This is a genomic window from Microtetraspora malaysiensis (assembly GCF_001528665.1).
Lineage (GTDB): Bacteria > Actinomycetota > Actinomycetes > Streptosporangiales > Streptosporangiaceae > Microtetraspora_A > Microtetraspora_A malaysiensis.
Map to the genome: position 1 here is coordinate 73,158 of NZ_BBYJ01000013.1, position 19,354 is coordinate 92,511.

General features: G+C 68.0%; 23 protein-coding genes and 1 pseudogene. 16 read left to right on the forward strand and 8 right to left on the reverse strand.

Features of this window, described 5'->3' with window-relative positions:
- Positions 1–29: 29 nt before the first annotated feature.
- Positions 30–1,565, reverse strand: coding sequence for a DUF1349 domain-containing protein (locus tag AWQ71_RS17770; protein WP_067134551.1), 1,536 nt, complete (start codon positions 1,563–1,565; stop codon positions 30–32).
- Between the two features lie 151 nt (positions 1,566–1,716).
- Here AWQ71_RS17770 and AWQ71_RS17775 point away from each other — a divergent pair, with 151 nt between their 5' ends.
- The 3 genes from AWQ71_RS17775 to AWQ71_RS17785 all read left to right on the forward strand — a co-directional run bounded on the left by AWQ71_RS17775 (position 1,717) and on the right by AWQ71_RS17785 (position 4,086).
- The gene (locus tag AWQ71_RS17775) at positions 1,717–2,379 is read left to right on the forward strand and encodes a response regulator transcription factor (RefSeq protein WP_067134553.1); all 663 of its coding nucleotides are present in this window, start codon (positions 1,717–1,719) and stop codon (positions 2,377–2,379) included.
- On the forward strand, positions 2,376–3,482 hold the full coding sequence (locus AWQ71_RS17780) for a sensor histidine kinase (RefSeq protein WP_067134555.1): 1,107 nt from the start codon (positions 2,376–2,378) through the stop codon (positions 3,480–3,482). Before AWQ71_RS17775 ends, AWQ71_RS17780 begins: the two co-directional genes overlap by 4 nt.
- Positions 3,483–3,591: 109 nt before the next feature.
- Positions 3,592–4,086 (forward strand): nuclear transport factor 2 family protein, encoded by a 495-nt coding sequence (locus tag AWQ71_RS17785; protein WP_067134557.1) that lies wholly within the window; start codon positions 3,592–3,594, stop codon positions 4,084–4,086.
- Positions 4,087–4,163: 77 nt separating this feature from the next.
- Here the strand turns inward: AWQ71_RS17785 and AWQ71_RS17790 are convergent, their stop codons facing one another.
- Positions 4,164–4,646 (reverse strand): hypothetical protein, encoded by a 483-nt coding sequence (locus AWQ71_RS17790; RefSeq protein WP_067134559.1) that lies wholly within the window; start codon positions 4,644–4,646, stop codon positions 4,164–4,166.
- Positions 4,647–4,846: 200 nt separating this feature from the next.
- Between AWQ71_RS17790 and AWQ71_RS41695 the strand changes: the two genes are divergently transcribed.
- From AWQ71_RS41695 to AWQ71_RS43860, 3 genes and pseudogenes are all read left to right on the forward strand, one after another.
- A complete protein-coding gene (locus AWQ71_RS41695) occupies positions 4,847–5,014 on the forward strand; it encodes a hypothetical protein (protein ID WP_157570406.1) in 168 nt (55 codons plus the stop codon).
- A 6-nt stretch (positions 5,015–5,020) separates the two neighbouring features.
- Positions 5,021–5,185 (forward strand): hypothetical protein, encoded by a 165-nt coding sequence (locus tag AWQ71_RS41700; RefSeq protein ID WP_157570407.1) that lies wholly within the window; start codon positions 5,021–5,023, stop codon positions 5,183–5,185.
- A 141-nt stretch (positions 5,186–5,326) separates the two neighbouring features.
- A pseudogene (locus AWQ71_RS43860) lies at positions 5,327–5,419 on the forward strand (IS5/IS1182 family transposase); the annotation flags it as partial.
- Between the two features lie 201 nt (positions 5,420–5,620).
- Here AWQ71_RS43860 and AWQ71_RS17795 read toward each other — a convergent pair.
- A complete protein-coding gene (locus AWQ71_RS17795) occupies positions 5,621–6,376 on the reverse strand; it encodes an SDR family NAD(P)-dependent oxidoreductase (protein ID WP_218001833.1) in 756 nt (251 codons plus the stop codon).
- Between the two features lie 75 nt (positions 6,377–6,451).
- Between AWQ71_RS17795 and AWQ71_RS17800 the strand changes: the two genes are divergently transcribed.
- The 8 genes from AWQ71_RS17800 (at position 6,452) to AWQ71_RS44420 (ending at position 12,658) form a co-directional block, all read left to right on the forward strand.
- Entirely contained in the window at positions 6,452–7,393 is a 942-nt protein-coding gene (locus tag AWQ71_RS17800; RefSeq protein ID WP_067134812.1) for a helix-turn-helix domain-containing protein, read from the forward strand.
- A 645-nt stretch (positions 7,394–8,038) separates the two neighbouring features.
- A complete protein-coding gene (locus AWQ71_RS43280) occupies positions 8,039–8,275 on the forward strand; it encodes a nuclear transport factor 2 family protein (protein ID WP_218001834.1) in 237 nt (78 codons plus the stop codon).
- Positions 8,276–8,286: 11 nt separating this feature from the next.
- Positions 8,287–8,511, forward strand: a complete 225-nt coding sequence (locus AWQ71_RS43285) for a nuclear transport factor 2 family protein (protein WP_218001835.1) — start codon at positions 8,287–8,289, stop codon at positions 8,509–8,511.
- Between the two features lie 76 nt (positions 8,512–8,587).
- Positions 8,588–9,136, forward strand: coding sequence for a TetR/AcrR family transcriptional regulator (locus tag AWQ71_RS17810; RefSeq protein ID WP_084259001.1), 549 nt, complete (start codon positions 8,588–8,590; stop codon positions 9,134–9,136).
- A 681-nt stretch (positions 9,137–9,817) separates the two neighbouring features.
- Entirely contained in the window at positions 9,818–10,828 is a 1,011-nt protein-coding gene (locus AWQ71_RS17815; RefSeq protein ID WP_067134563.1) for an aldo/keto reductase, read from the forward strand.
- The gene (locus AWQ71_RS17820) at positions 10,828–11,427 is read left to right on the forward strand and encodes a TetR/AcrR family transcriptional regulator (RefSeq protein ID WP_067134565.1); all 600 of its coding nucleotides are present in this window, start codon (positions 10,828–10,830) and stop codon (positions 11,425–11,427) included. The genes AWQ71_RS17815 and AWQ71_RS17820 overlap by 1 nt, the downstream gene beginning before the upstream one ends.
- A gap of 124 nt (positions 11,428–11,551) precedes the next feature.
- Positions 11,552–12,469: an NADP-dependent oxidoreductase gene (locus AWQ71_RS17825; protein ID WP_245658346.1), complete on the forward strand. Its 918-nt coding sequence runs from the start codon at positions 11,552–11,554 to the stop codon at positions 12,467–12,469.
- 3 nt (positions 12,470–12,472) lie between these two features.
- Entirely contained in the window at positions 12,473–12,658 is a 186-nt protein-coding gene (locus AWQ71_RS44420) for a recombinase family protein (RefSeq protein WP_067134570.1), read from the forward strand.
- Positions 12,659–12,664: 6 nt separating this feature from the next.
- Here the strand turns inward: AWQ71_RS44420 and AWQ71_RS17835 are convergent, their stop codons facing one another.
- From AWQ71_RS17835 to AWQ71_RS17850, 4 genes are all read right to left on the reverse strand, one after another.
- The gene (locus tag AWQ71_RS17835) at positions 12,665–13,630 is read right to left on the reverse strand and encodes a transposase (RefSeq protein ID WP_169806582.1); all 966 of its coding nucleotides are present in this window, start codon (positions 13,628–13,630) and stop codon (positions 12,665–12,667) included.
- 355 nt (positions 13,631–13,985) lie between these two features.
- Positions 13,986–14,744, reverse strand: a complete 759-nt coding sequence (locus tag AWQ71_RS17840; RefSeq protein WP_067134571.1) for an SDR family NAD(P)-dependent oxidoreductase — start codon at positions 14,742–14,744, stop codon at positions 13,986–13,988.
- Positions 14,741–16,036, reverse strand: a complete 1,296-nt coding sequence (locus AWQ71_RS17845; RefSeq protein WP_067134573.1) for an MFS transporter — start codon at positions 16,034–16,036, stop codon at positions 14,741–14,743. The genes AWQ71_RS17840 and AWQ71_RS17845 overlap by 4 nt, the downstream gene beginning before the upstream one ends.
- 79 nt (positions 16,037–16,115) lie before the next feature.
- Complete coding sequence (locus AWQ71_RS17850) at positions 16,116–16,697, reverse strand: TetR/AcrR family transcriptional regulator (RefSeq protein ID WP_067134816.1); 582 nt, start codon at positions 16,695–16,697, stop codon at positions 16,116–16,118.
- A 552-nt stretch (positions 16,698–17,249) separates the two neighbouring features.
- Here AWQ71_RS17850 and AWQ71_RS17855 point away from each other — a divergent pair.
- Positions 17,250–17,471, forward strand: coding sequence for a hypothetical protein (locus AWQ71_RS17855; protein WP_067134575.1), 222 nt, complete (start codon positions 17,250–17,252; stop codon positions 17,469–17,471).
- Between the two features lie 73 nt (positions 17,472–17,544).
- On the opposite strand, the gene AWQ71_RS17860 is transcribed toward AWQ71_RS17855, so the two are convergent.
- The gene (locus AWQ71_RS17860) at positions 17,545–17,991 is read right to left on the reverse strand and encodes a helix-turn-helix domain-containing protein (RefSeq protein WP_067134576.1); all 447 of its coding nucleotides are present in this window, start codon (positions 17,989–17,991) and stop codon (positions 17,545–17,547) included.
- A 66-nt stretch (positions 17,992–18,057) separates the two neighbouring features.
- On the opposite strand from AWQ71_RS17860, the gene AWQ71_RS17865 reads away from it, so the two are divergent.
- Positions 18,058–19,287, forward strand: coding sequence for an MFS transporter (locus AWQ71_RS17865; RefSeq protein ID WP_067134578.1), 1,230 nt, complete (start codon positions 18,058–18,060; stop codon positions 19,285–19,287).
- The last annotated feature ends 67 nt before the right edge of the window (positions 19,288–19,354 follow it).

The following is a 19,354-nucleotide window of genomic DNA, read 5'->3' on the forward strand; positions in this document are numbered from 1 at the left end:
GCGTGACCGTGTTCACGGTTTCCGCACCTTCAGGCGAGCGGAACCCGAGGAGGGTTCCTGCGGTGTACGGCTGTCGCCGCCCCGAGGGCGAGGACGGCATATCCGCAGGTCACCGCCAAACCTGCCCATGGCGGGAGCGGGTAATAGCCCCCGAGCAGTGACGGGTCCACGTCCACATGCGCGAACGTGGGGACGCTCTGCGTGATGGCGAACCCGGCGGCAGGGGTGATCATCAGCAGCCACGGCGCCAGGCCCGCGGTCGCCAGCAGGTAGGGCACGACGACCAGCGCGATGGCCAGCCCGATGGCGACGATGCTCCGCCTGACCAGCGCGGCGAGGCCCAGAGCGAGCACGGCGGCGGCCGCGGTCAGCGCCGCGTAGCCGACGATCACCCGCGACTCGGTCTCCGGGGTGATCGGCTGAATCGGGTTCTGATTGGCGCGCAACATCGCCAGGCCGACAGGAATCACGACCCCCGAGGTCACCAGCCCCGTCACGAACGCGACCGCGCCGACCACCACGGCCTTGGCCGCCAGCAGCCGCGCCGGACGCGGCTCGGCCGGCGGGCCGGTCCTGATCCGCCCGCGCCGACGTTCCGCCGTGAAGAAGGTGACCGCCACCACGAGCACCGGGATCAGCCCCACGGCCCCGCCGATCAGCATGAGGTCAGCGCGCACACCGCCCTCCACCGTGGCGGGCCCGATGTCACCGTTCCCGGTCACGATGAGCTTGTCGCCGGACTCGACGACCCCGCCCGGATGATGCGGGGTCGTGCCGTCGGACTCCATGGAGACGCCGACGTCGTCGTGGCGCCACGGACCGTTCGCGCCCTGCAGCGTGATCTGGTCGAAGGTGGCGGTGGCCTGGGCGAAGGCTTGCGCCATGTCCCACAAGGCGCCTGGTGAGGTGGCGAAAAGCCCGATCTCGACCGTCTCCGGCAGCCCGGTCAGCTTGACTGTGCCGACCTCGGTCCACGTCTTGCCGTCGTCCGACTCGTAGCCGGTGATGGCGTCGCCCGACCTGGTCAGCCGCAGCCATTGGGGACCGTTGTGCGGACCGCCGGGCAGGTCGTGGGTGAAGTTGTACTGCATCCGCACGCCGTGATCTCCGGTGAGCATGACGGCGGCGTACGGTGTGCCCTGCTTGAGGCTCTGCCTGACGAGGAGCCCGGCCTTCGCCCACGGCACCACTCCCTCCTTGATGTTGCGCACCCCGGGTACGGCGTCCGGCAGCCGGATCTGCCCGGTCATGTCCGGCACGCGGGCGGTGATGCTGCCGTCCCCCTTGAGTGGCTGGTGTACGAAGTAGTACTTGTCCCGCACCGCCGCGCCATCGGGGCCCACCAACGGCGCGGGGCAGGGGCCCTCCCCCTTCCCGGTCACGCAGGTGCTGCGGACGCCTCCAGCGATCAGCAGTCCGAGCGACACGGTGACCAGTACGGAAGCCGCCATGGCGAGCGCCCAGCCCCGCGCGGTACGGAACTTGGTCCACTCCGCGCGCAGCAACTGAGGGAGACGGTCCTGCCCGGCCCGTCGGCAGGATCGGTAAGGCGTGAACGAACTCATGCCGACGGTTGTACGCGGCACCCGGTTCCAGCCGGGTCGCAGCCGCTGCGACCCGGCTGCGACCGGGGACCTGGCATCGTTGACTCATGGCACCTCGACCCGGCGGCCGGTTCGGCCGCTCCGCCCGCACGACGACCGGCGGTGAGTGGCGGTGAGGGTCCTCGTCGTCGAGGACTTCGAGGTCCTCGCCCGCTCCATCGGAACCGGGCTGCGCCGCGAAGGCATGGCCGTCGACGTCGTCCTGGATGGGACCGCCGCTCTCGAACGCCTGGCCGCCACCCGCTACGACGTGGTGATCCTCGACCGCGACCTGCCCGGCGTCCACGGGGACGAGATCTGCCGGCGACTGGCCCACGGCCGCTGCGAGACCCGCGTCCTGATGCTCACCGCCTCCGGCACGATCGAGGACCGCGTCGACGGGCTCAGCCTCGGTGCCGACGACTACCTGCCCAAGCCGTTCGCGTTCGCCGAACTGGTCGCCCGCGTCCGTGCCCTGGCCCGCCGCGCCACCCCACCGCTACCGCCGACCCTGGCATGCGGGGACATCACCCTCGATCCGGCCCGTCGTACCGCGCTCCGGGCCGGCCGGCGCCTTGACCTGAGCCCCAAGGAGTTCGCCCTGCTCGAATGCCTGCTCGCCGTACCCGGCCTGGTCATCTCCGCCGAGGAACTGCTGGAGCGCGTCTGGGACGAGGCCGCCGACCCTTTCAGCAGCGCCGTCAAGCACACCATGCACCGGTTACGGGCCAAGCTGGGCGACCCGCCCGTGATCGAGACCATCCGCGAAGGCGGCTACCGCATCGGACCGTCATGACCTCCCGGAAGCTCACCAGAAGGTCCCTGCAGACGCGGCTCGCGCTCGCCTACGCGGCGGGCATCTACGCCGCCGGTGTCCTGGTGCTCGTATTCGTCGCCGTCCCCCTCGCCAGCATCGACGCGGCCACCCCGATAGGCCACTCCTCATCGGGCGCGATCACCGAACCCGGACCCGGGATCAGCCTGCCCCGACTCCTCACCGGGTCCGCCGTCGCCCTGGTCCTTCTGATTCCCGTCGCCCTGGCTCTGGGCTGGTTCGTCGCCGGCCGGTTCCTGCGCCCGCTGCGCGCCGTCACCGCCACCGCCCAAATCATCTCCGCCGGAAACCTCCACCGGCGCCTCGATCTCGGCGAACCCACGGACGAGCTGACCGAGCTCGGCCACACCCTCGACGATCTGTTCGCCCGCCTTCAAGCCTCCTTCGACGCCCAACGCCACTTCGTCGCCAACGCCTCCCATGAACTGCGCACCCCCCTCGCCGGCCTCCGCACCCTCCTCGAAGTCGCCCTCGCCGACCCCGATGCCGACACCGACACCTTGCGCGCGGTCTGCCAGGAGGCCCTCGCTCTCGGCGGATATAAGGAACGGCTCGTTCAAGCACTACTCGCTCTGGCCACCAGCGAGGGAGGCGTCACCCGCTGGGACACCCTCGACCTCGCCCACGTCGTCGAAGGAGTGCTCGCCTCCCGCCGCGACCAAGCAGCGCGGAAAGGCATCGGCCTCGCCGAACACCTGACGCCCGCAGTGACGGCCGGAGACCCGAGACTGATCGAAAGCCTCGTCGCCAACCTCATCGACAACGCCATCCGCCACAACCACGCCGACGGGCATGTAGCGATCACCACGCAGACCTCCGGCACGCAGGTGGCCCTTACGGTCACCAACAGCGGGCCGGCCATCCCCGACGATCAGATCCAGCGCCTCTTTCGCCCCTTCCAGAAACTGGCGCCTGATCGTCACGGCAGCCGCGACGGCTATGGCCTCGGCCTCGCCATCGTCAATGCCGTCACGCACGCTCACCACGCCACCCTTACCACCAGCGCACGCCCAGAAGGCGGCTTGTCCATCACCGTGCGGTTCGCGCACGGATCCCGTGCCTGATGTCAGGCGTCGGCGTACGGAAAGTGCGGTCGGCCGCCGCGGTACCCGGGGGGACCATGTCCGAAATCCGCCAGCCTCCCCCCTCCCGTCCTGCCTAAGCTGTCTCATTGTGACTTCTCAGCAGAACCGTGAGCTGGTCAAACGCGCTTGGAAAGCGTTCGGCACCCGCGATCCAGAACAGATCTCGCCTTTCATCGACGAGGCTGCCCAATGGCTGGCGCCGGCGGGCAACGGGACCGCCCTCGCGCTCGGCGTGACCAACCACATGATCGGCCGGGAGGCGATCGTCCACTTCCTCACCCGCGACTTTCCTCGGCTGTTCACCGAGGGGGTCTCGGTCGATTTCCGAGGCTTTTACGCCGACGGTGACATCGTGGTCGTCGAAGAGACGATGACTGCCATCTTGGCCAACGGCAACCACTACACCAACGATTACTGCTTCGTCTTCGAGTTGCGAGATGGACTGATCCACCGGGTGCGCGAGTACATGGACACCGCCAAAGGGATGCGTATGATCTTCACCGATCCGGCAGACGCCCCCTCACCCCCGGAAACGAACGGCACCGCGCATACCGCCCCTGCTCCATCGCAGCCGACGGGCTGAGGCCAGACCCCCGCTCCTCGCAAGCCGCGGAGCAGCGTGTTGGTGGCGATCTGCGACAGGCCCTTACCGACAATGGCTCACTCTCCCGCGGTCACCTCGACAAAGGTCCCCGCAACCTGCGGGTAGTGAGTGACGACGGCAGTCAACGTGTGATCATCGACGCGCTTCCTGAGGATGGCGAGCCCTCCACTTCTTACCGCTTTCTCCGTGATCTTCGTCTGCCAGCGGTCCCGTTTCATTTGAAGCACGACGTCAACGGCGTCGACTTTCCTTTCAAAGGATATGCTCAATAGCGGATCATCGTCGCGATCGCAAATGTGCTGCTCACTGCTCGACGAACGCCATTCGGCAGGAAACGAATCTTTGATCGCTTTCCTTGCGGAGGCGAAGTGCTGCTCCGCCTGGGACGCGCAGTCGGTTCCGCATCCCGCACTGGACAGCACCGCCCCTATGGACAGGATCAGGGAACTTACCTGCGCGAGAAGGCTCCTGGCCGCTTTGGACAACTTTCCCTCCAAGACGACATCCATATTTTTGGTCGCGGTGACGGCAATCGCCATCTTGCCTGCGTCACGACAAGTCCCTGGGGTTCCCCGAAGGGATAGGGCCGCACCGCTTCTGCCGTCATCTCCGGCCGCGTCACACTCCGGAGTCGGCCGTTTCGTTTCTCGCACCCTCGAAGCTTCCAGGTTCCCGAAAGCCCGGACCGCCCTGACGATCTTTCTGACAGTAGTCATTCGACAGGCCGAAAGGAAACTCGATGACCTCGTCCCGGACCACGACGAAGGGCAGGAAGCTGCTCCGGACGACAATGGCCGCGGTGTTCGCCGGAACCCTGCTCGCGTCCCCGCTGGCCGGAGCTTCCGCCGCGTCGACGTCGGGCGATGTTCAGATCATGGGCTGCGGCGCCTACGAGGGAGCGATCTAGAAGGACTTGATCTACTGGTACGCGAAGGTCTACAACGCCTGCGGCTCGGCGAGAAAGATGCGCGCTGTGGTCGACCTGTGGCCTGACGGCCCCTGCGAGTGGGTCGGCGCATACAGCCGCGCACAGCTTTACGCCGGCGTGCAGGCACCGAGCGGCGTCGCCGACTGCTGATCCCCGCCTCGCGTCCCAGAGAGCGCGCCGCCCACCTGTCACGTCGGTGGGCGGCGTTCTTCGTGCGTGCGGGAGGCAGCCGTATGACCGGCCCCCTGCCTCCAAACGAAGGACGGCTGCCAACCGCCCGCGGGATCGAACAAGGCCCTGCGCAGGGTCAGCCCCGACCCGGCCGCAATCACTCGCATCGCCCGGGCCGCCCTCGTCCTACTCCACCTCGAACATGGCCGCACCGCCCGAACGAAGATCACGAACCGTCACGAGACATTGCCGAGAAGGGTTCACTCGCCCCTTCGCCACGCTGCGAATGCTACGGGCGGGGGATGAACGCAGTACAGGCACGTACGTCTGACGTCACGTCATCATCCCGCGAAACCTGGTCGAGCGGACCCAGCCGGGCCCGTTGCAGCAGCACCTGAGCGTTGAACGACAGGCTCAGGACTTGAACTTGTCCGCCAGGCCTTGTTCCAGGTAGTCGTCCGGCAGGTCCTGGATGACCAGCTCGGCTTCGGTGCGCCCGGTGTGCAGCCGCCAGTAGGCGTCGGCGATCGTCTGAGGCTGGGAGGCGTGGCCGCCTTGGCCGATGAAGGCGGCGATCGCCACGTGCGCGGCGTAGACGCCGGTACCGGAAAGCGCGGCATGCAGATTGAGGATCCAGTTGCGCATCCCACCGGTGGCGATCTGAACGTTCGCCACATGTGGGGCAATCATCGGCCCGGAACCCGCGCCACTGCTGACCAGAACCGTCCCCGTGCCGCGCTCCAGCATGCCGGGCAGGACGTGCTGCACCGCCGCGACGCCGCCGAGCAGGTAGAGATCCAGCTGGGCAAGAACCGAGTCGACGGTGACCTTCGTGGCCTCGACAAGCGGCGCCCGGCGCAGGTCGGCCGGGGCCGGCGCAGGCGAGTACTCAAGTACGTCGATCGGCCCCAGCCGCTCCTCAGCGGCGGTCAGCGCCGCGTGCAGGGCGGGACGGTCGGTGACGTCGGCGGGGAACACCTCGACCCGGGCGCCCTCACCGGACAGATCGTCGGCCACCGCCTGGAGCGTCGTACGGTTGCGGGCGATCAGCGCCACGTCGAACCCCTCTGCGGCGAACCGCCGGCCGATGGCCCGACCCAGTTGCGGGCCTGCGCCGACGATCGCGATCGTGCTCAATTTCGCCACCTCGTTAACATTGCGCTGTTTCACGACGAAACCATAGGAAGGGCTTGGTCGCGGGGCTTGGACCGGCGCGACAACCTGAACGGAAGATTCGCGACAACGATGAACGGCACTCTCTCGATGAGCCTGAGCGGCGCGAACGCCTTCAGCGACTTCGCACGCGAGTGGCAGACCCGGATGGGAGAGACCTTCGCGCTGGCGTCCTTCAGCCGGGCGACCGTCGCCGGCTTCGGGGCACGGTCCCGAGGGTTCCGGCTGCGGGACGTGATGTTCAACCGCTTCGAGAACGCGGCCGCCCTCCGGACGGCGGGCCCACGGGTCGGGGCCGACGATCACGTACGCCTGTGGATCATCCACCGGGGCACCTGGTGGTTCGGAGAACCAGGGGGAACCGAGCACACGGCACCGGCCAGCCGCTTCCTGGTACAGACGGGGAAGCTGTCCCACTTCGCCGCGACGCCACGCACCACCGTCCAGGTACTCGTGCTGCCCGCCGCCGAGATCCGGCGCAATCGGGGCAAGACGGCCTCCGGTCCGGTCGACACTGCCGAGGTGCGGCTGCTGACCGCGCACGCCACCATGGTGAGCCGGATGCTTGACAGCCTCGGGCCGGCCGGGGTCGACGCCGCCCGCGACACCCTGGCCGAGTTGGCCCGGGCCGCGGTCCGAGGTGGCCTCGACGACGTTGAGCCCCGGCTGTCGCCGGCGCTGGCCCAGGCCGCGCGGGACTTGGCCGACCGGCGGCTCACCGACCCCGCCCTCTCCCCCACGACTCTCGCGCGGAAACTGAACGTCTCCGTGCGTACCCTGCAACGGGCCTTCGCCAATGAAGGGCAGTCGCTGAGCACCTACATCCGGGATCGCCGCCTCGATGAGGCGCGCCGCGCGCTCACCACACCGCACCGGCGTATGACCATTACGGAGATAGCCGCCCGCTGGCAGTTCGCCGACAGCGGCCATTTCGCCCGCGCCTTCCGCAACCGCTACGACCAGACCCCGACCGACTGCGCCGCAACCGCCACTCCTGAAACAGGCGTCACATAGGTAGTTCGATGTCCGCCTCTGGCACCTCGGCACCGGTGCTGGCGCGCAGACCGGGTTCGACCGTCGGCGGTGGCCTGGATCCCCTGATCAGCGACCTATCGAATGCGATCAAGCCGGACGACCTTGAGAGTTCTCCTATGAACCCGGGGTGCCTCTGTGTCTTGTCAAGTTGCTTGAGTGGGGCAGGACTTGGCTCTGCGCTCGTCGGCGATTATGACGCGCCACACGTGGTCCGTCAGGCGGCGTTTCAGGCACCGCTTCGCTTCCGCTCCTGCCGCAGCGGGCCCGGACAATATGTTGTGCGGCGACAGCTCAAAGGCGCGGTCGTCGTCGAACGACGTGCCGGCCTCCCTGGCGAGCTGGTCCCTGAGTAGCCCGGCGGGCAGACCGGAGCGCGATCATCAGGGGCAGTCGGGCCGTGCGCTGGACCAGAGGCCCCAGGCGGTAGCAGCAGACGCTTGACACGGCAGATGAAAGTGGTCTATTACTTACATCAATACAAGCGCGTCGGGGCCAAATAGGCGCCGCGCACGAGGTTGGCCCTCCGTCCGTCAGGGTGGAGGGCCGCAATCAGGGCCCGTAAGTAAGCAATCAACCGCTTACTTGATTGCCTTCCCCTTTTACTCCAGAAAGTGACCTTCGACCATGACAGACACCACTTCCACTCCCAAGGACGCCGCCGCCGTCCGGGCTGCCGCGCAGCAGGTTTTCCGGGACCACCTCGACCTCCTGACCACCGGGCGGGTCGGCGAGTGGGTCGAGCTCTTCACGGAGGACGGAGTGCTGGAGTTCCCCTATGCGCCCAAGGGCTATACGACGCGGCTCGAAAGCAGGGAGGACATGCTTGCTACATCAGCAACTTCCCCAAGGCCTTCCGCTTGACGATGACCGACGTGCGCATCCACGAGACCGTCGACCCCACGCTGGTCATCGCGGAGCTCAAGTCCGAGGGTGTCGCGTTGGAGACCGGTCGCCCCTACAACCAGACGTACATCTCGGTGGTCGAGACCGTGGACGGCAAGATCAGCCGCTACGTCGACTACTGGAACCCGCTGATCGCCATGGAGGCCCTCGGCGGCAGCACTGACGACATGATCACGGCGTTCAGCGACGACTGAGTGCGTCCGCCGAGCATGTCTGCATCGGACCGTTTCGTGGTTTGACGCATATACATGAAAGTGGTTGATTACTTCCATGGAAACCAGGACGCGCCAGCGCTCCACTGCTGACGAGCGCCGGGCCACGGTCATGCGCACGGCCATCAAGACGTTCGCAGCGCGGGGTTATTACGGCACCTCGACGACGGACGTCGCCGAGGCCGCGGGCATCTCCCAGGGGTACTTGTACCGGCTGTTCAAGGACAAAGAAGCGCTGTTCGTCGCCCTGGTCGACTACTGCTCAGACCGCCTGCGCGAGTCCGCCGCCATGGCGGCGGCGTCAGTGCGGAGCACTGACCCGCAGGCGGTCATGCAGGCACTGACCACCTCGTACGACGAGGTAATCGCCGACCGGGACGTGCTGATGATCCTCATGCATGCTCAGGGCTGTGCCGGTGAGCCCGGCATCGGCGAGGCGGTGCGCAGGTGTTACGCCAAGCAAGTGGAGTACGTCCGCGCCGTTTCCGGTGCGTCCGATGAGCAGATCCGCCGCTACTTCGCGGACGCCCTGCTCAGCAATGTCCTGGTGGCGATCGATGCCCTCGCCATGGATACTCCCTGGACACGCACGCTGCGCGGTCAGTGATCTGATTCGGAGGTTCGCCGACAGGAAGGGAAGGCTTGTCGAGGTTCTCGTCGGCGGTCGTTGTCCGGACGCATGGCCGTGGGCTCGCGAGAGCTGGCAAGCTGGCACCTGGTACCGCGTCCGAGGGCTGCTGGGGCGGAGCGGTGGATGTAGCGCTTGAGCTTTCTCCGCGAGTTCACTTGGCCGCCGCTCCTCGAGGCTGGCTGCCGGTGTCCACCCGCCCGGCTGGACGTGCGGTTTCTTGATCGTCCAGTTTCGCGACTGGCTGTCGGCGGGCCGTCAACCCACAGGCATACCCAGTTGGTGGCGAATCTTTGCGGCCACCGGCCCGCACCGAGGCGTCATTCCGCCGCCATGTCTGGGGCAGAAATGTCCCCCATGCGGAGCCTGCCAGCTATGCGTACCAACCGGCCATCCGCCCGCCGTGTCGTCCCCGCGCCCGCGGGGGTATCTCCGCTACGTCGAGACGCTCGGCGTCCGTGCCGGGATCGGCCCCGCACCCGCAGGAAGGGCACCGGCTCATCGCCAGGGCCAAGGCGAAGGAGACATCCGCGCGTGCCCTGGCAGCGTGGCCTGTCCCGGCGGAGATCAGCGAGCTGACCGGCTACCAGGCCCCCCAACCGCCAAGGTAACAAGTTACAAATTTTGACATCTGTTACCAACCCGCTTAGCGTTTCTCGTATGGAGCAGAGAACACTCGGCGCCGACGTCTGTGTGGGGGCGGTCGGGCTCGGTTGCGCAGGCATGTCCGGCGCGTACGGACGCAGCGCCGACGAGCAGAGCATCGCGACGCTTCGCAACGCGCTCGACGCCGGGATCACGTTCATCGACACGGCCGACCACTACGGGATGGGGCACAACGAGACGCTCATCGGGCAGGCGCTGCGACCCGCCGATCGCGACCGCGCCGTAGTGAGCGTGAAGTTCGGCGCGTTGTTCGGTGTGGACGGCAGCGTGCGCGGCATCAACGGCCGACCGGACGCGATCCCGAACTTCCTGGGCTACTCGCTGCAGCGGCTGGGCACCGATTACGTGGACATCTATCGCCCGGCCCGGCTGGACCCCGCTGTCCCGATCGAGGAGACCGTCGGCGCCGTCGCCGAGATGGTGCAGAAAGGCTACGTGCGCGACATCGGGCTGTCCGAGGTCGGCGCCGAGACGATCCGCCGCGCCCACGCCGTGCACCCGATCACCGACGTCCAGATCGAATACTCACTGTTCAGCCGCGGTGTCGAAGACGAGATCCTGCCCACCTGCCGCGAGCTGGGCATCGGCGTCACCGCCTACGGGGTGCTCGCCCAAGGAATGCTGACCGGGACGTGGCGACCGTCGGCCGGCGACGCACGGCATCGCGGGCACCTGCCCCGCTTCGCCGCCGGCAACATCGAGACCAACCTCGCGTTGGTCGAGCGGCTGCGGGAGATCGCCACCTCCCGCAGCGCCACGGTCGCGCAGCTCGCGATCGCGTGGGTGCTCTCGCAGGGGCGCGCACACCGCGACATCGTCACGCTGGTCGGGGCCAGCCGACCGCACCGCATCACCGAGGCGGTGGACGCCGCCGGCCTGCGGCTGACCGAGGACGACCTGGACGCGATTGAGCAGGCCGTCCCCCGAGGGGCGGTCGCGGGAGAACGCTACGCCCCCGCCCTGCTCGCGCTACTGGACAGCGAGCGAACGGGCGGCAGGCGCTGATGCCCGCCCGAACCCCGCTGGATGCGAACGCCATCCTGGCGGCCACCGAGGAGATCCTGCGCCGCCACGGACCGGACAAGGCAACGGTCGTCGACGTCGCCCGGGCACTCGGGGTCAGCCACGCCGCCGTCTACAAGCACTTCCCCTCCAAGCAGGCGCTGCGCGAGGCCGTGACCCGGCGCTGGCTCGACCGCAACCGCGACGCCCTCGCCGTCATCGCCGCCGACAGCGCGGTCCCACCAGCGCAGCGACTGCGTACCTGGCTGCACGCCGTCCTGGCCGTGAAGCAGGCCAAGATTCGCGAGGACCCGGAGCTGTTCGCCGCCTATGGAATCCTCGCGGCCGCGCACAGCAGCGTCGCCACCGACCACGTCGCCGACCTCTTGGGCCAGCTGACGGCCATCATCGCCGACGGCGCCGCCGACGGCAGCCTCCGCACCGACGACGCGGAGGCCACCGCCCGCGTGGTCTTCAACGCCACCGCCAAGTTCAACCACCTCGCCCACGCGGCCGAATGGCAGAACCCCGGCATCGGCGCCGAACTCGACGAGGTGTGCGGCCTGCTGCTCGAGGGTCTTCACGCCCCCACATCGCCGTAGCCGAACCGGGTCAATCACACGCCGCGACTCGTCAGCGGCGCGGTCGGCCCTGCCCATCGCCACCCAGGCGGCAACGAATAAAACGAATATGGAGTGACAAACGACCATGGTTCAAGCAATCGGAGTGACGCAGCCAGGCGGACCGGACGCTCTCGGCGAGCTCGACCTGGCGGCCGAACCGATCGGTCCCGGTCAGGTCAGGATCCGGGTGAGCAGCGCCACGGTGAACCCGACCGACGCGACGATCCGTTCTCGTCCGCGGCAGGATGAGGCGGACACGGTGCGGGTGCCGGGCATGGAGGTTGCCGGCGTGATCACCGAGATCGGCCCCGCCGTCGACCGCCCGTTCGCGATCGGGGACGCCGTCATGGCCATCGTGGTGCCCTCAGGTGCGCACGGCGGCTACCGGGCAGACCTCGTCGTGTCGGCACGCTCGGCCGCGAAGATCCCGGCCGGGCTCTCGGACGTTCAGGCCGCCACCATCCCGATGAACGGGCTCACCGCCCGGCTCGCACTCGACACGCTGGCGCTCCCGGCCGGCGCGACGGTCGCCGTCACCGGCGCCGCCGGCACCGTCGGCGGGTACTTCGTCCAGCTCGCCAAGCAGGCCGGGCTGGTCGTCGTCGCCGACGCCGCCCGGCAGGACGAGACCTTCGTCCGCGAGTGCGGAGCCGACGAGGTTGTGCCGCGGGGGGACGACTTCGCCGCAATGGTCCGCCGCCACCACCCGGGCGGCGTCGACGGGCTCGTCGACGCCGCCGTGCTGGAGGCCGCCGTGCTCCCTGCCGTCAAGGACGGCGGCACCGTCGTCACCGTCAGCGGTTACCGGGGCGACGGGACCGACCGGGTCCGCGTCGCCCCGATCTTCGTCCGCGACTACGTCGAGGCCGCGGCCGAGCTCGACCGGCTCGCCGAACTCGCCGGTGAAGGACGGCTCACCGTCCGCGTGGCCGGCGAACTGCCGGCCTCCCGAGCCGGCGACGCGCATCGCTCGCTCGAACGGCGCGGCGTTCGCGGGCGGTTCGTCCTGCGGTTCGGCTGACCGATGGTGCTGGAGGGCATCGGCGCCGGCGAGCACACCGAACGCTCCTTCATCCTCGACCTGGCCCTCGCCCTGGCCGAGGACCGCCGCCGCGACATCGTCCGCAAGACCAAGAACGGCCTGGAGACCGCCCGAAAGCAAGGCAAGGTCGGAGGCCGCCGCCCCGTGGTCGACGACCCTGCTGGTTAACTCAGCTCAGGCGGCCAGAGCGATTTCTGCGAGCTCAAGGCGGGCGAGGTGGCCGGTACGGCTCCGGTCGAGAGGGTGCCCATTCCACCACGCGTCCAGGCGGATCAGGTTGAGCGCCACAGCGGAGAAGACGTGTTCGAGGTGGACCTTGGCCAGGCCTCGGTAGCGGGCGCGCCGCACGCCGGTGACCGCGACGGCCTGGCGCATGGTGCCCTCGACTCCGGCACGGAGCTTGTACTTGTCCTGCCAGTCCTTGCTGGCCTGCTCGGCTCGGGCCTGGTCAAGCGCCTGTTGAAGTGGACGGGCGCGGATGGTGAGCTGGCGTCCGCCCTTCTTGGCCGAGGTACACAAGGAACGAACCGGGCACGGCTGGCAGACCTCACCGCCGAACTTGACCACGATCGATTCGGTTCCGCGTTGCCTACATGGGCTCCAGGAGGCACTCGCCTGGCCTTGCGGGCAGGTGACCTGCTCGCGCTCCCAGTCGATGGTGAACGCGGTGCGGTCATACCCGGTGCCGGCGCGCGCCTGCGGCGATTGATCCAATAGAACCGGTGTGACCAGCGAGATCCCGTACTTCTTTCTGGCCATCAGGAGGAGTTCGGCGGACGGATAGCCGGAATCGAGGTAGTGCTCGGCCGGGACCAGCCCCCGCTGCTGGAACGCCTGATGGATCGTGTCGGTCATCTGGTTGTCGGGCACGGTCGCGTCCGTGGTGGCCACGTTCGTGATCAGGTTGGGCGGCACGACCTTCTTACTGCCGTCCTTGGCATCTGCGATGGTGTGGCAGGTCTCGCTGATGTGGACCTTGTAGGCGTGCCAGAACAGGTCCTCGCCCTTGGCCGCCCACCGGGCATCGATGTCGTAGGGGGAAGTCAGCCGCCATCTGCCGGGCGGCAGTCCCTCTCCGCCGTCTTCGAGGGGCCGCCGCCGCTTGACCACCTCCCGCCCGCCTCGACCGGTGATGCGCACATAGTTGCCTGCGGCTCGGCGAGAAAGATGCGCGCTGTGGTCGACCTGTGGCCTGACGGCCCCTGCGAGTGGGTCGGCGCATACAGCCGCGCACAGCTTTACGCCGGCGTGCAGGCACCGAGCGGCGTCGCCGACTGCTGATCCCCGCCTCGCGTCCCAGAGAGCGCGCCGCCCACCTTTCACGTCGGTGGGCGGCGTTCTTCGTGCGTGCGGGAGGCAGCCGTATGACCGGCCCCCTGCCTCCAGACACGAAGGCCGGTAGAGATCGGGGATGAGGAAGCCCACCTCACAAGATCTGAGAAGTCTCGTTCCCGGATCGGCGGGTGGGCGGCCGGTGGTTATGTCCTCCTGCGGATCAAGCGCTGGCACCCCCGTCGATGACCAGGTCGTGACCGACGGCGAATCCCGCTTCGGGTGATGCGAGCCAGAGCACGGCGGAGGCCGCTTCGTCGAGCGTCCCGACCCTGCCGATCGGCAGTGCGTCCTTCATCCGTTCGGCGCGGTCGTCCTCGGTCTCACCGGGTCCCAGGGACATGGAGGTGTCGATGGGGCCCGGGCTGATCGCGTTGATGCGGATGCCCTCCCCGATGTACTCCTTCGCAGCCGCCCGGCTCAGCGCGCTCACGGCCGCCTTGGATGCCGCATAGGCGCCGAGGAACGGCAGTCGCATGTGAGCGCCCAGGTTGGAGGCAGTGTTAACGATCACGCCGCCGCCGTGGCCGCGCATGTGGGCGATCTCGTGCTTCATGCTGAGGAAGACACCGGTCAGGTTCACGGCCAACTGGCGGTCCCAGGCGGCCTCGTCCATGTCCGCGATTGGTCCGGCCTCAAGCACTCCCGCGTTGTTGAACGCGATGTGCAGCCCGCCGTGGCGCTCCACCGTGGTCGTGACAAGCCGGGCGACGTCCTCAGAGGAGGAGACGTCGGCGGCCACAGCGTCGGCCTGACCGCCTTCGTCCTCGATCAACTTCACGGTCTGCTCGAGGGGGCCGATGCTGCGCCCGGCGACCACCACAGTCGCTCCTTCCCGGGCGAAGGCGAGCGCGGCCGCCCGGCCGATGCCAGAGCCTCCACCGGTGATGAGTACGACCTTGCCGGTGAAACGTGCGGTCATTCCGAATTCTCCTTGACTTTCTGGGTACGGCGCGCATGCGCCGAGAACAGGGCGGTAAAGAGCAGGGCGGCGGCGGCGATTCGCAGGGCGAAGGCATAGCCGCTCGATGGGTCGTGGGAGTAGGCGGTGGCGAGCGAGACCAGCACCGCGAGCCCAAGAGGCGGGCCGATTTCCATCGCGGTGTTCAGCAGCCCGCCCGCCAGGCCGGCCTGGTCGTCTCGCGCGTCCTGCATCGCGGCGAGCGTGGCGGCGGAGAATGTCATGCCGGCTCCGAACGGGAAGACGAGCAGCCCGGCGTAGGGCGCGTCGAGCAGGCTGAGCAGCAGCAGACCCGCGGCCGCCGTGGTCAGCCCGATCGCCAGCACATGCCGGGTCCCCAGGCGGGGGATGAGTCGTCCGGCCAGCGGGCCGGACGCGAAGATGGCCGGCACGGGCAGCAGGAACGCGGCAGACGTCTGCAGTGGGGACAGGCCGCTGACCTGCTGCAGGTAAAGGGAGAGCAGGAAGAACCCGGTGGCCATCACCCCGGCGCAGAGCATCACGGCAATCAGGGGCAAGCCCCGTCGGGACAGGAAGGACAACGGCACTAGCGGGGCTGAAGAGTGTCGCTCGGCCAGCCCGAACAGGACCAGGAGCACGACACCGCCGAAGACCATCCAGCCGGAGTGCTGCAACCCGTAGATCAGTACGGCCAGGCCGGCGGTCACCAGGACCGCACCGAGCCAGTCGATCCGACTCCTGCTCGGCGGGTGATCCGGGGGAAGAAGCCTGAACGCCGCGGTGACCGCGACGGCCGACACCACCACCGGCGCCAGGAACACCCACCGCCACGACGCCCATGTGATCACTACGCCCGACAGCACGGTTCCCGCCGTCGCGCCGCCACTGCTCAGCACGCCCCAAACCGCCATGGCCCGCCCGCGGCGATGCCGATCAGGAAACACCACGCCCAGCAACGCCATCGCCGCCGGTGCCGCCAGCGCCGCGCCGATCCCTTGGGCGAACCGGGCGATCAGCAGCAAGGCCTGCCACGGGGCGAAGCTGGCCGCAGCCGAGGCGAGGCCGAAAATGACCATGCCGGTGACGAACACTCGTCTACGCCCCAGCGAGTCCGCCAGCCGCCCGCCGAGCAGCAGCAGTCCTCCGAACGCCAGGCCATAGGCAGAGCTGACGAGCAGCAGCTCTTCCTCACCTCCGCGCAGATCGCGCTGGATGGCGGGTAGCGCCACGGTGATGACGGTGATTGTCGCGATGAGCGTGATCTGTACGGTCCCGAGCAGCACGAACGCCATCAAGGTGTCACGCCTATCTAGACCGATCGTTCTGTTATTTGGACGCGCGAAAGCACTTCTCGACACAACGAACACTTCCTCAGTCCAGGACGGCCAGCGCCTGAGCGGCGGCGTCACGAAGCCTGCCGGGGTCAGGATGCGCGCGGCCGAGGACGCGCATGCCCTGCATCACGACGAGCAGGAAACGGGCCAGAGCGCGCGGGTCCTTGTCGTCCGAGATCTCGCCCTGTGCACGCGCCCGGGTCAGTGCCGAGGTCAGCGCGGTCTCCAAATAGTCCCAGCTCGCCTCGACCCTCCGAGCGATCTGCGGATCGCGCGACATGACCTCCACGGCGGCGTTGACCACCATGCAGCCGCGCCTGCGCTCATCGCACAAGGTCTCCTCGACATACGCTTCGACCAGCGATCGTACGGCCGGAAGCGCCGGCCCCGGCTGAGAGAGCGCCTCCACGACAGTGGGGTCACGGGTCTCCTGGTACCTCTCGAACGCCTTCACATAGAGATCGTGCTTGCCGCCGAAGGTGGCGTAGATGCTCGCCCGAGCGATACCCAGATGCTGGACCAGGTCGGCCATGGACGTCGCCTCGTACCCCCGCTCCCAGAACAACTCCAGCGCTTTCTGCAGAGCCGCGTCCGGGTCGAACTCCTTGGTCCTCGCCATACCCTGAACCCTAGCCATATCTAGATCGAACGGTCAAATATGCGCGTCCCGAACCACGGCCACCCGGGCACCAACCCGACCGGACTCTGGCCGTTCCGACCCACCAGGACGCCTGTCCGTCGAATCAGCATGAGCTTCCACGCAACCCGGCATTCAACACGTCGGGCCGGCGGCGCCGAAGACGCCCGATAGGCCTGAGCAACTCGGGCGTCGGCTGTTCGGACCCCATTGACGAACCGCAGCTCGGCGCACGAGCCGCTCGCCACCTTCGGCCGGAGCGGGCAGCCCTCCCCGACCCCTGGGGTGGAGCCGGCCTCGCCGAACACCCGGATGCCGATCTTCGTGAGCCCCCTCAGACCCTCGGGCGCACCACACATGCGCACCCCGTCGCATATATGGAGTTCCAGATTCCGGGCTGGTTCCTCATCTCGTTCACGGCAGCGTCCGGCACACTCTGCACATCGACGGTGGCTTTCAGTGCCATGAGGACGTGGCTCTCAAGACTGCTTCACGAGCTTCCTCACGCACTCGCGATGGAGGATTTCGAGATCCGTGCATCACCCCTGGATCATCTACCTGCGGACCTGCTTGGCCATTCGGGTCCATCGCGCGCGCATGGCCCCAACCCACGGCGCCTCGGCCGTCGAGTGGGTGATCATCACGGCCATCATCGCCGGAGTCGCGCTCGGCCTGGCGGCCTTGATCAAGACCGTGGTGGAACAGAAACAGGCCGACATCCAAAACAGCCTCAACGGCGACAGCGCGAGGACCTGACCCGACCGCGGTCGACACCCATGGAGCTCGACAGCACTTGTGAAGGTCGGGGAAATCCAGAGCGGCCCGGTCGTCACTCTGACGGATGGCCCAAGATCAGCACCACCGCATCGAGCAACCTCTGCCAATCGGCTTCCCGCAGGTCCCGCCGGAGCGCGCCACCGACAGCCGCCAGCGCGTCGACGAGCATGGCGTGGACCGCTCGATGGTCTTCCTCCAACACGGCGGCGAGGCGGCCGACTTCGCGCCGAAAGCGGCGGCTCTGCGAGAAATTCACCAACGACGGCGGCAGAGCCGCGATCGCCGGCTCCGCGGTCGGATCGGCAAGGCCGATCACCAACCGGGTCCCCAGCGCGTCAGCGAGCCGGTCGAGTACGTCGACCGTCGGGTTACCGCGGCCGTTCTCCAAGTTCGCCACATAGGGCACCGACAACCCGGCCTCCGTGGCTACCGAGGCGACCGTCCGGCCGAGGGCCGCGCGGCGGCTCCGCAACCGCCGGCCAAGTTCGACGTGATCCATAGGACTATCTTGACAGAATAGTTAAGACGGCGCTTCTCTCTTGAGAGAATAGTTCAAGGGAGAAACATGCTGCAGGCCTTACGAGTGCGAGACTTCCGACTGCTCTGGACTGCGCGATCAATCGCCACTCTCGGCACCGGCCTGCTTGACGTCGCGGTTCCCGCACACGTCTACGCCGTCACCGGCTCAGCGCTCGCGACCGGCCTCAGCCTGGCCTTCAGATATTTGCCCGCCCTGCTCCTGGGGCCGTTCGCCGGAGTCATAGCCGACCGGTGGGACCGTCGCCGCATCATGATCACCACCGACCTCATGCACGTGATGGCGATCTCCGTGGCGCTCCTGGCCGAAACACCCGAGACGATCTGGCTCATCTACGTGGCGTCAACCGGCCAAGGCACAGCTGCGGTGCTCTTTCGCCCGGCCGCCCAAGCACACACCCCCACCGTCGTAGGCGTCGGCCCACTTCTCACCAGCGCGAACGCGCTCGGCGCCTTCACGACCGGGGTGGTTGGACTGAGCGCTCCGCCAATCGGCGGCCTGTTGTTCGCCGCCTCTGGCATCAACACGGTCATCGGTGCCGCGATCGCCGCCGGCCTGCTGTCCGCGACGGCCATCGCCCGCACCACAACACGGTCCCGCGCGCACGGCCCCGCCCACAAGGTGCTCACCGACTTCATCCAAGGGCTACGTCATCTTCGGCAAGCCGCGGCAACACGGGCGCTGCTGGCCACGAACAGCGCGTACCTGCTCGCGAACGCAGCACTCACCGCTCTGCTCATCCCCTTCGGCGTGACACGCCTGGGGGGAAGCGTCCAGGTCGGCTACCTCCTGTCCGCGTTGGGCCTCGGCTTTCTCCTGGGAGCGCCCATCAGCCGACGACTCGTCGACCACTTCTCCCCCAGGACGATCATCGCCCTGAGTCAGTCACTCGTCGCCGGCGCGTTCTTTCTCATGTTCAACGCCGCGTCGCTCCCCGTCGCGCTGACCGCCGCGGTTCTTCTCGGAGTGCCGGGAGTCACCGTTCTGGTCGCCATCCAGACCTGGCTGCAACGAGCCACTCCGAAGGAGCTCCTCGGCCGGGTCAGCTCGGCCTTCGTCACCGTCGAAGCCGCGGCAAGCATGGCCGGGGCGTTCGCCGGACCTACCCTGAGCGAACTGATCAGCCTTCCACTGGCACTCAACGCGGCTTGCGCGGTCACCCTTCTATCCGCGCTACTCACGCTTGGCCTGATGCCCCGAGGTGACCACCCGCCTGCCGCGGTAGCAAGGCCGGAGCCGCGATCCTCCTGCACGTGAAGTCGACGACGGACATCGGCAGATCATTTATGACCAGTTTTTCCACGATGTCCGGAGAAAATGTGAT

Coding starts and splice junctions, on each gene's coding strand:
- AWQ71_RS17770 (WP_067134551.1), bottom strand. CDS start 1,565: ATGAGTTCGTTCACGCCTTACCGATCCTGCCGACGGGCCGGGCAGGAC.
- AWQ71_RS17780 (WP_067134555.1), top strand. CDS start 2,376: ATGACCTCCCGGAAGCTCACCAGAAGGTCCCTGCAGACGCGGCTCGCG.
- AWQ71_RS17790 (WP_067134559.1), bottom strand. CDS start 4,646: ATGGCGATTGCCGTCACCGCGACCAAAAATATGGATGTCGTCTTGGAG.
- AWQ71_RS41695 (WP_157570406.1), top strand. CDS start 4,847: ATGACCTCGTCCCGGACCACGACGAAGGGCAGGAAGCTGCTCCGGACG.
- AWQ71_RS17800 (WP_067134812.1), top strand. CDS start 6,452: ATGAACGGCACTCTCTCGATGAGCCTGAGCGGCGCGAACGCCTTCAGC.
- AWQ71_RS43280 (WP_218001834.1), top strand. CDS start 8,039: ATGACAGACACCACTTCCACTCCCAAGGACGCCGCCGCCGTCCGGGCT.
- AWQ71_RS17810 (WP_084259001.1), top strand. CDS start 8,588: ATGGAAACCAGGACGCGCCAGCGCTCCACTGCTGACGAGCGCCGGGCC.
- AWQ71_RS17815 (WP_067134563.1), top strand. CDS start 9,818: ATGGAGCAGAGAACACTCGGCGCCGACGTCTGTGTGGGGGCGGTCGGG.
- AWQ71_RS17820 (WP_067134565.1), top strand. CDS start 10,828: ATGCCCGCCCGAACCCCGCTGGATGCGAACGCCATCCTGGCGGCCACC.
- AWQ71_RS44420 (WP_067134570.1), top strand. CDS start 12,473: ATGGTGCTGGAGGGCATCGGCGCCGGCGAGCACACCGAACGCTCCTTC.
- AWQ71_RS17840 (WP_067134571.1), bottom strand. CDS start 14,744: ATGACCGCACGTTTCACCGGCAAGGTCGTACTCATCACCGGTGGAGGC.
- AWQ71_RS17845 (WP_067134573.1), bottom strand. CDS start 16,036: ATGGCGTTCGTGCTGCTCGGGACCGTACAGATCACGCTCATCGCGACA.
- AWQ71_RS17850 (WP_067134816.1), bottom strand. CDS start 16,697: ATGGCGAGGACCAAGGAGTTCGACCCGGACGCGGCTCTGCAGAAAGCG.
- AWQ71_RS17860 (WP_067134576.1), bottom strand. CDS start 17,991: ATGGATCACGTCGAACTTGGCCGGCGGTTGCGGAGCCGCCGCGCGGCC.
- AWQ71_RS17865 (WP_067134578.1), top strand. CDS start 18,058: ATGCTGCAGGCCTTACGAGTGCGAGACTTCCGACTGCTCTGGACTGCG.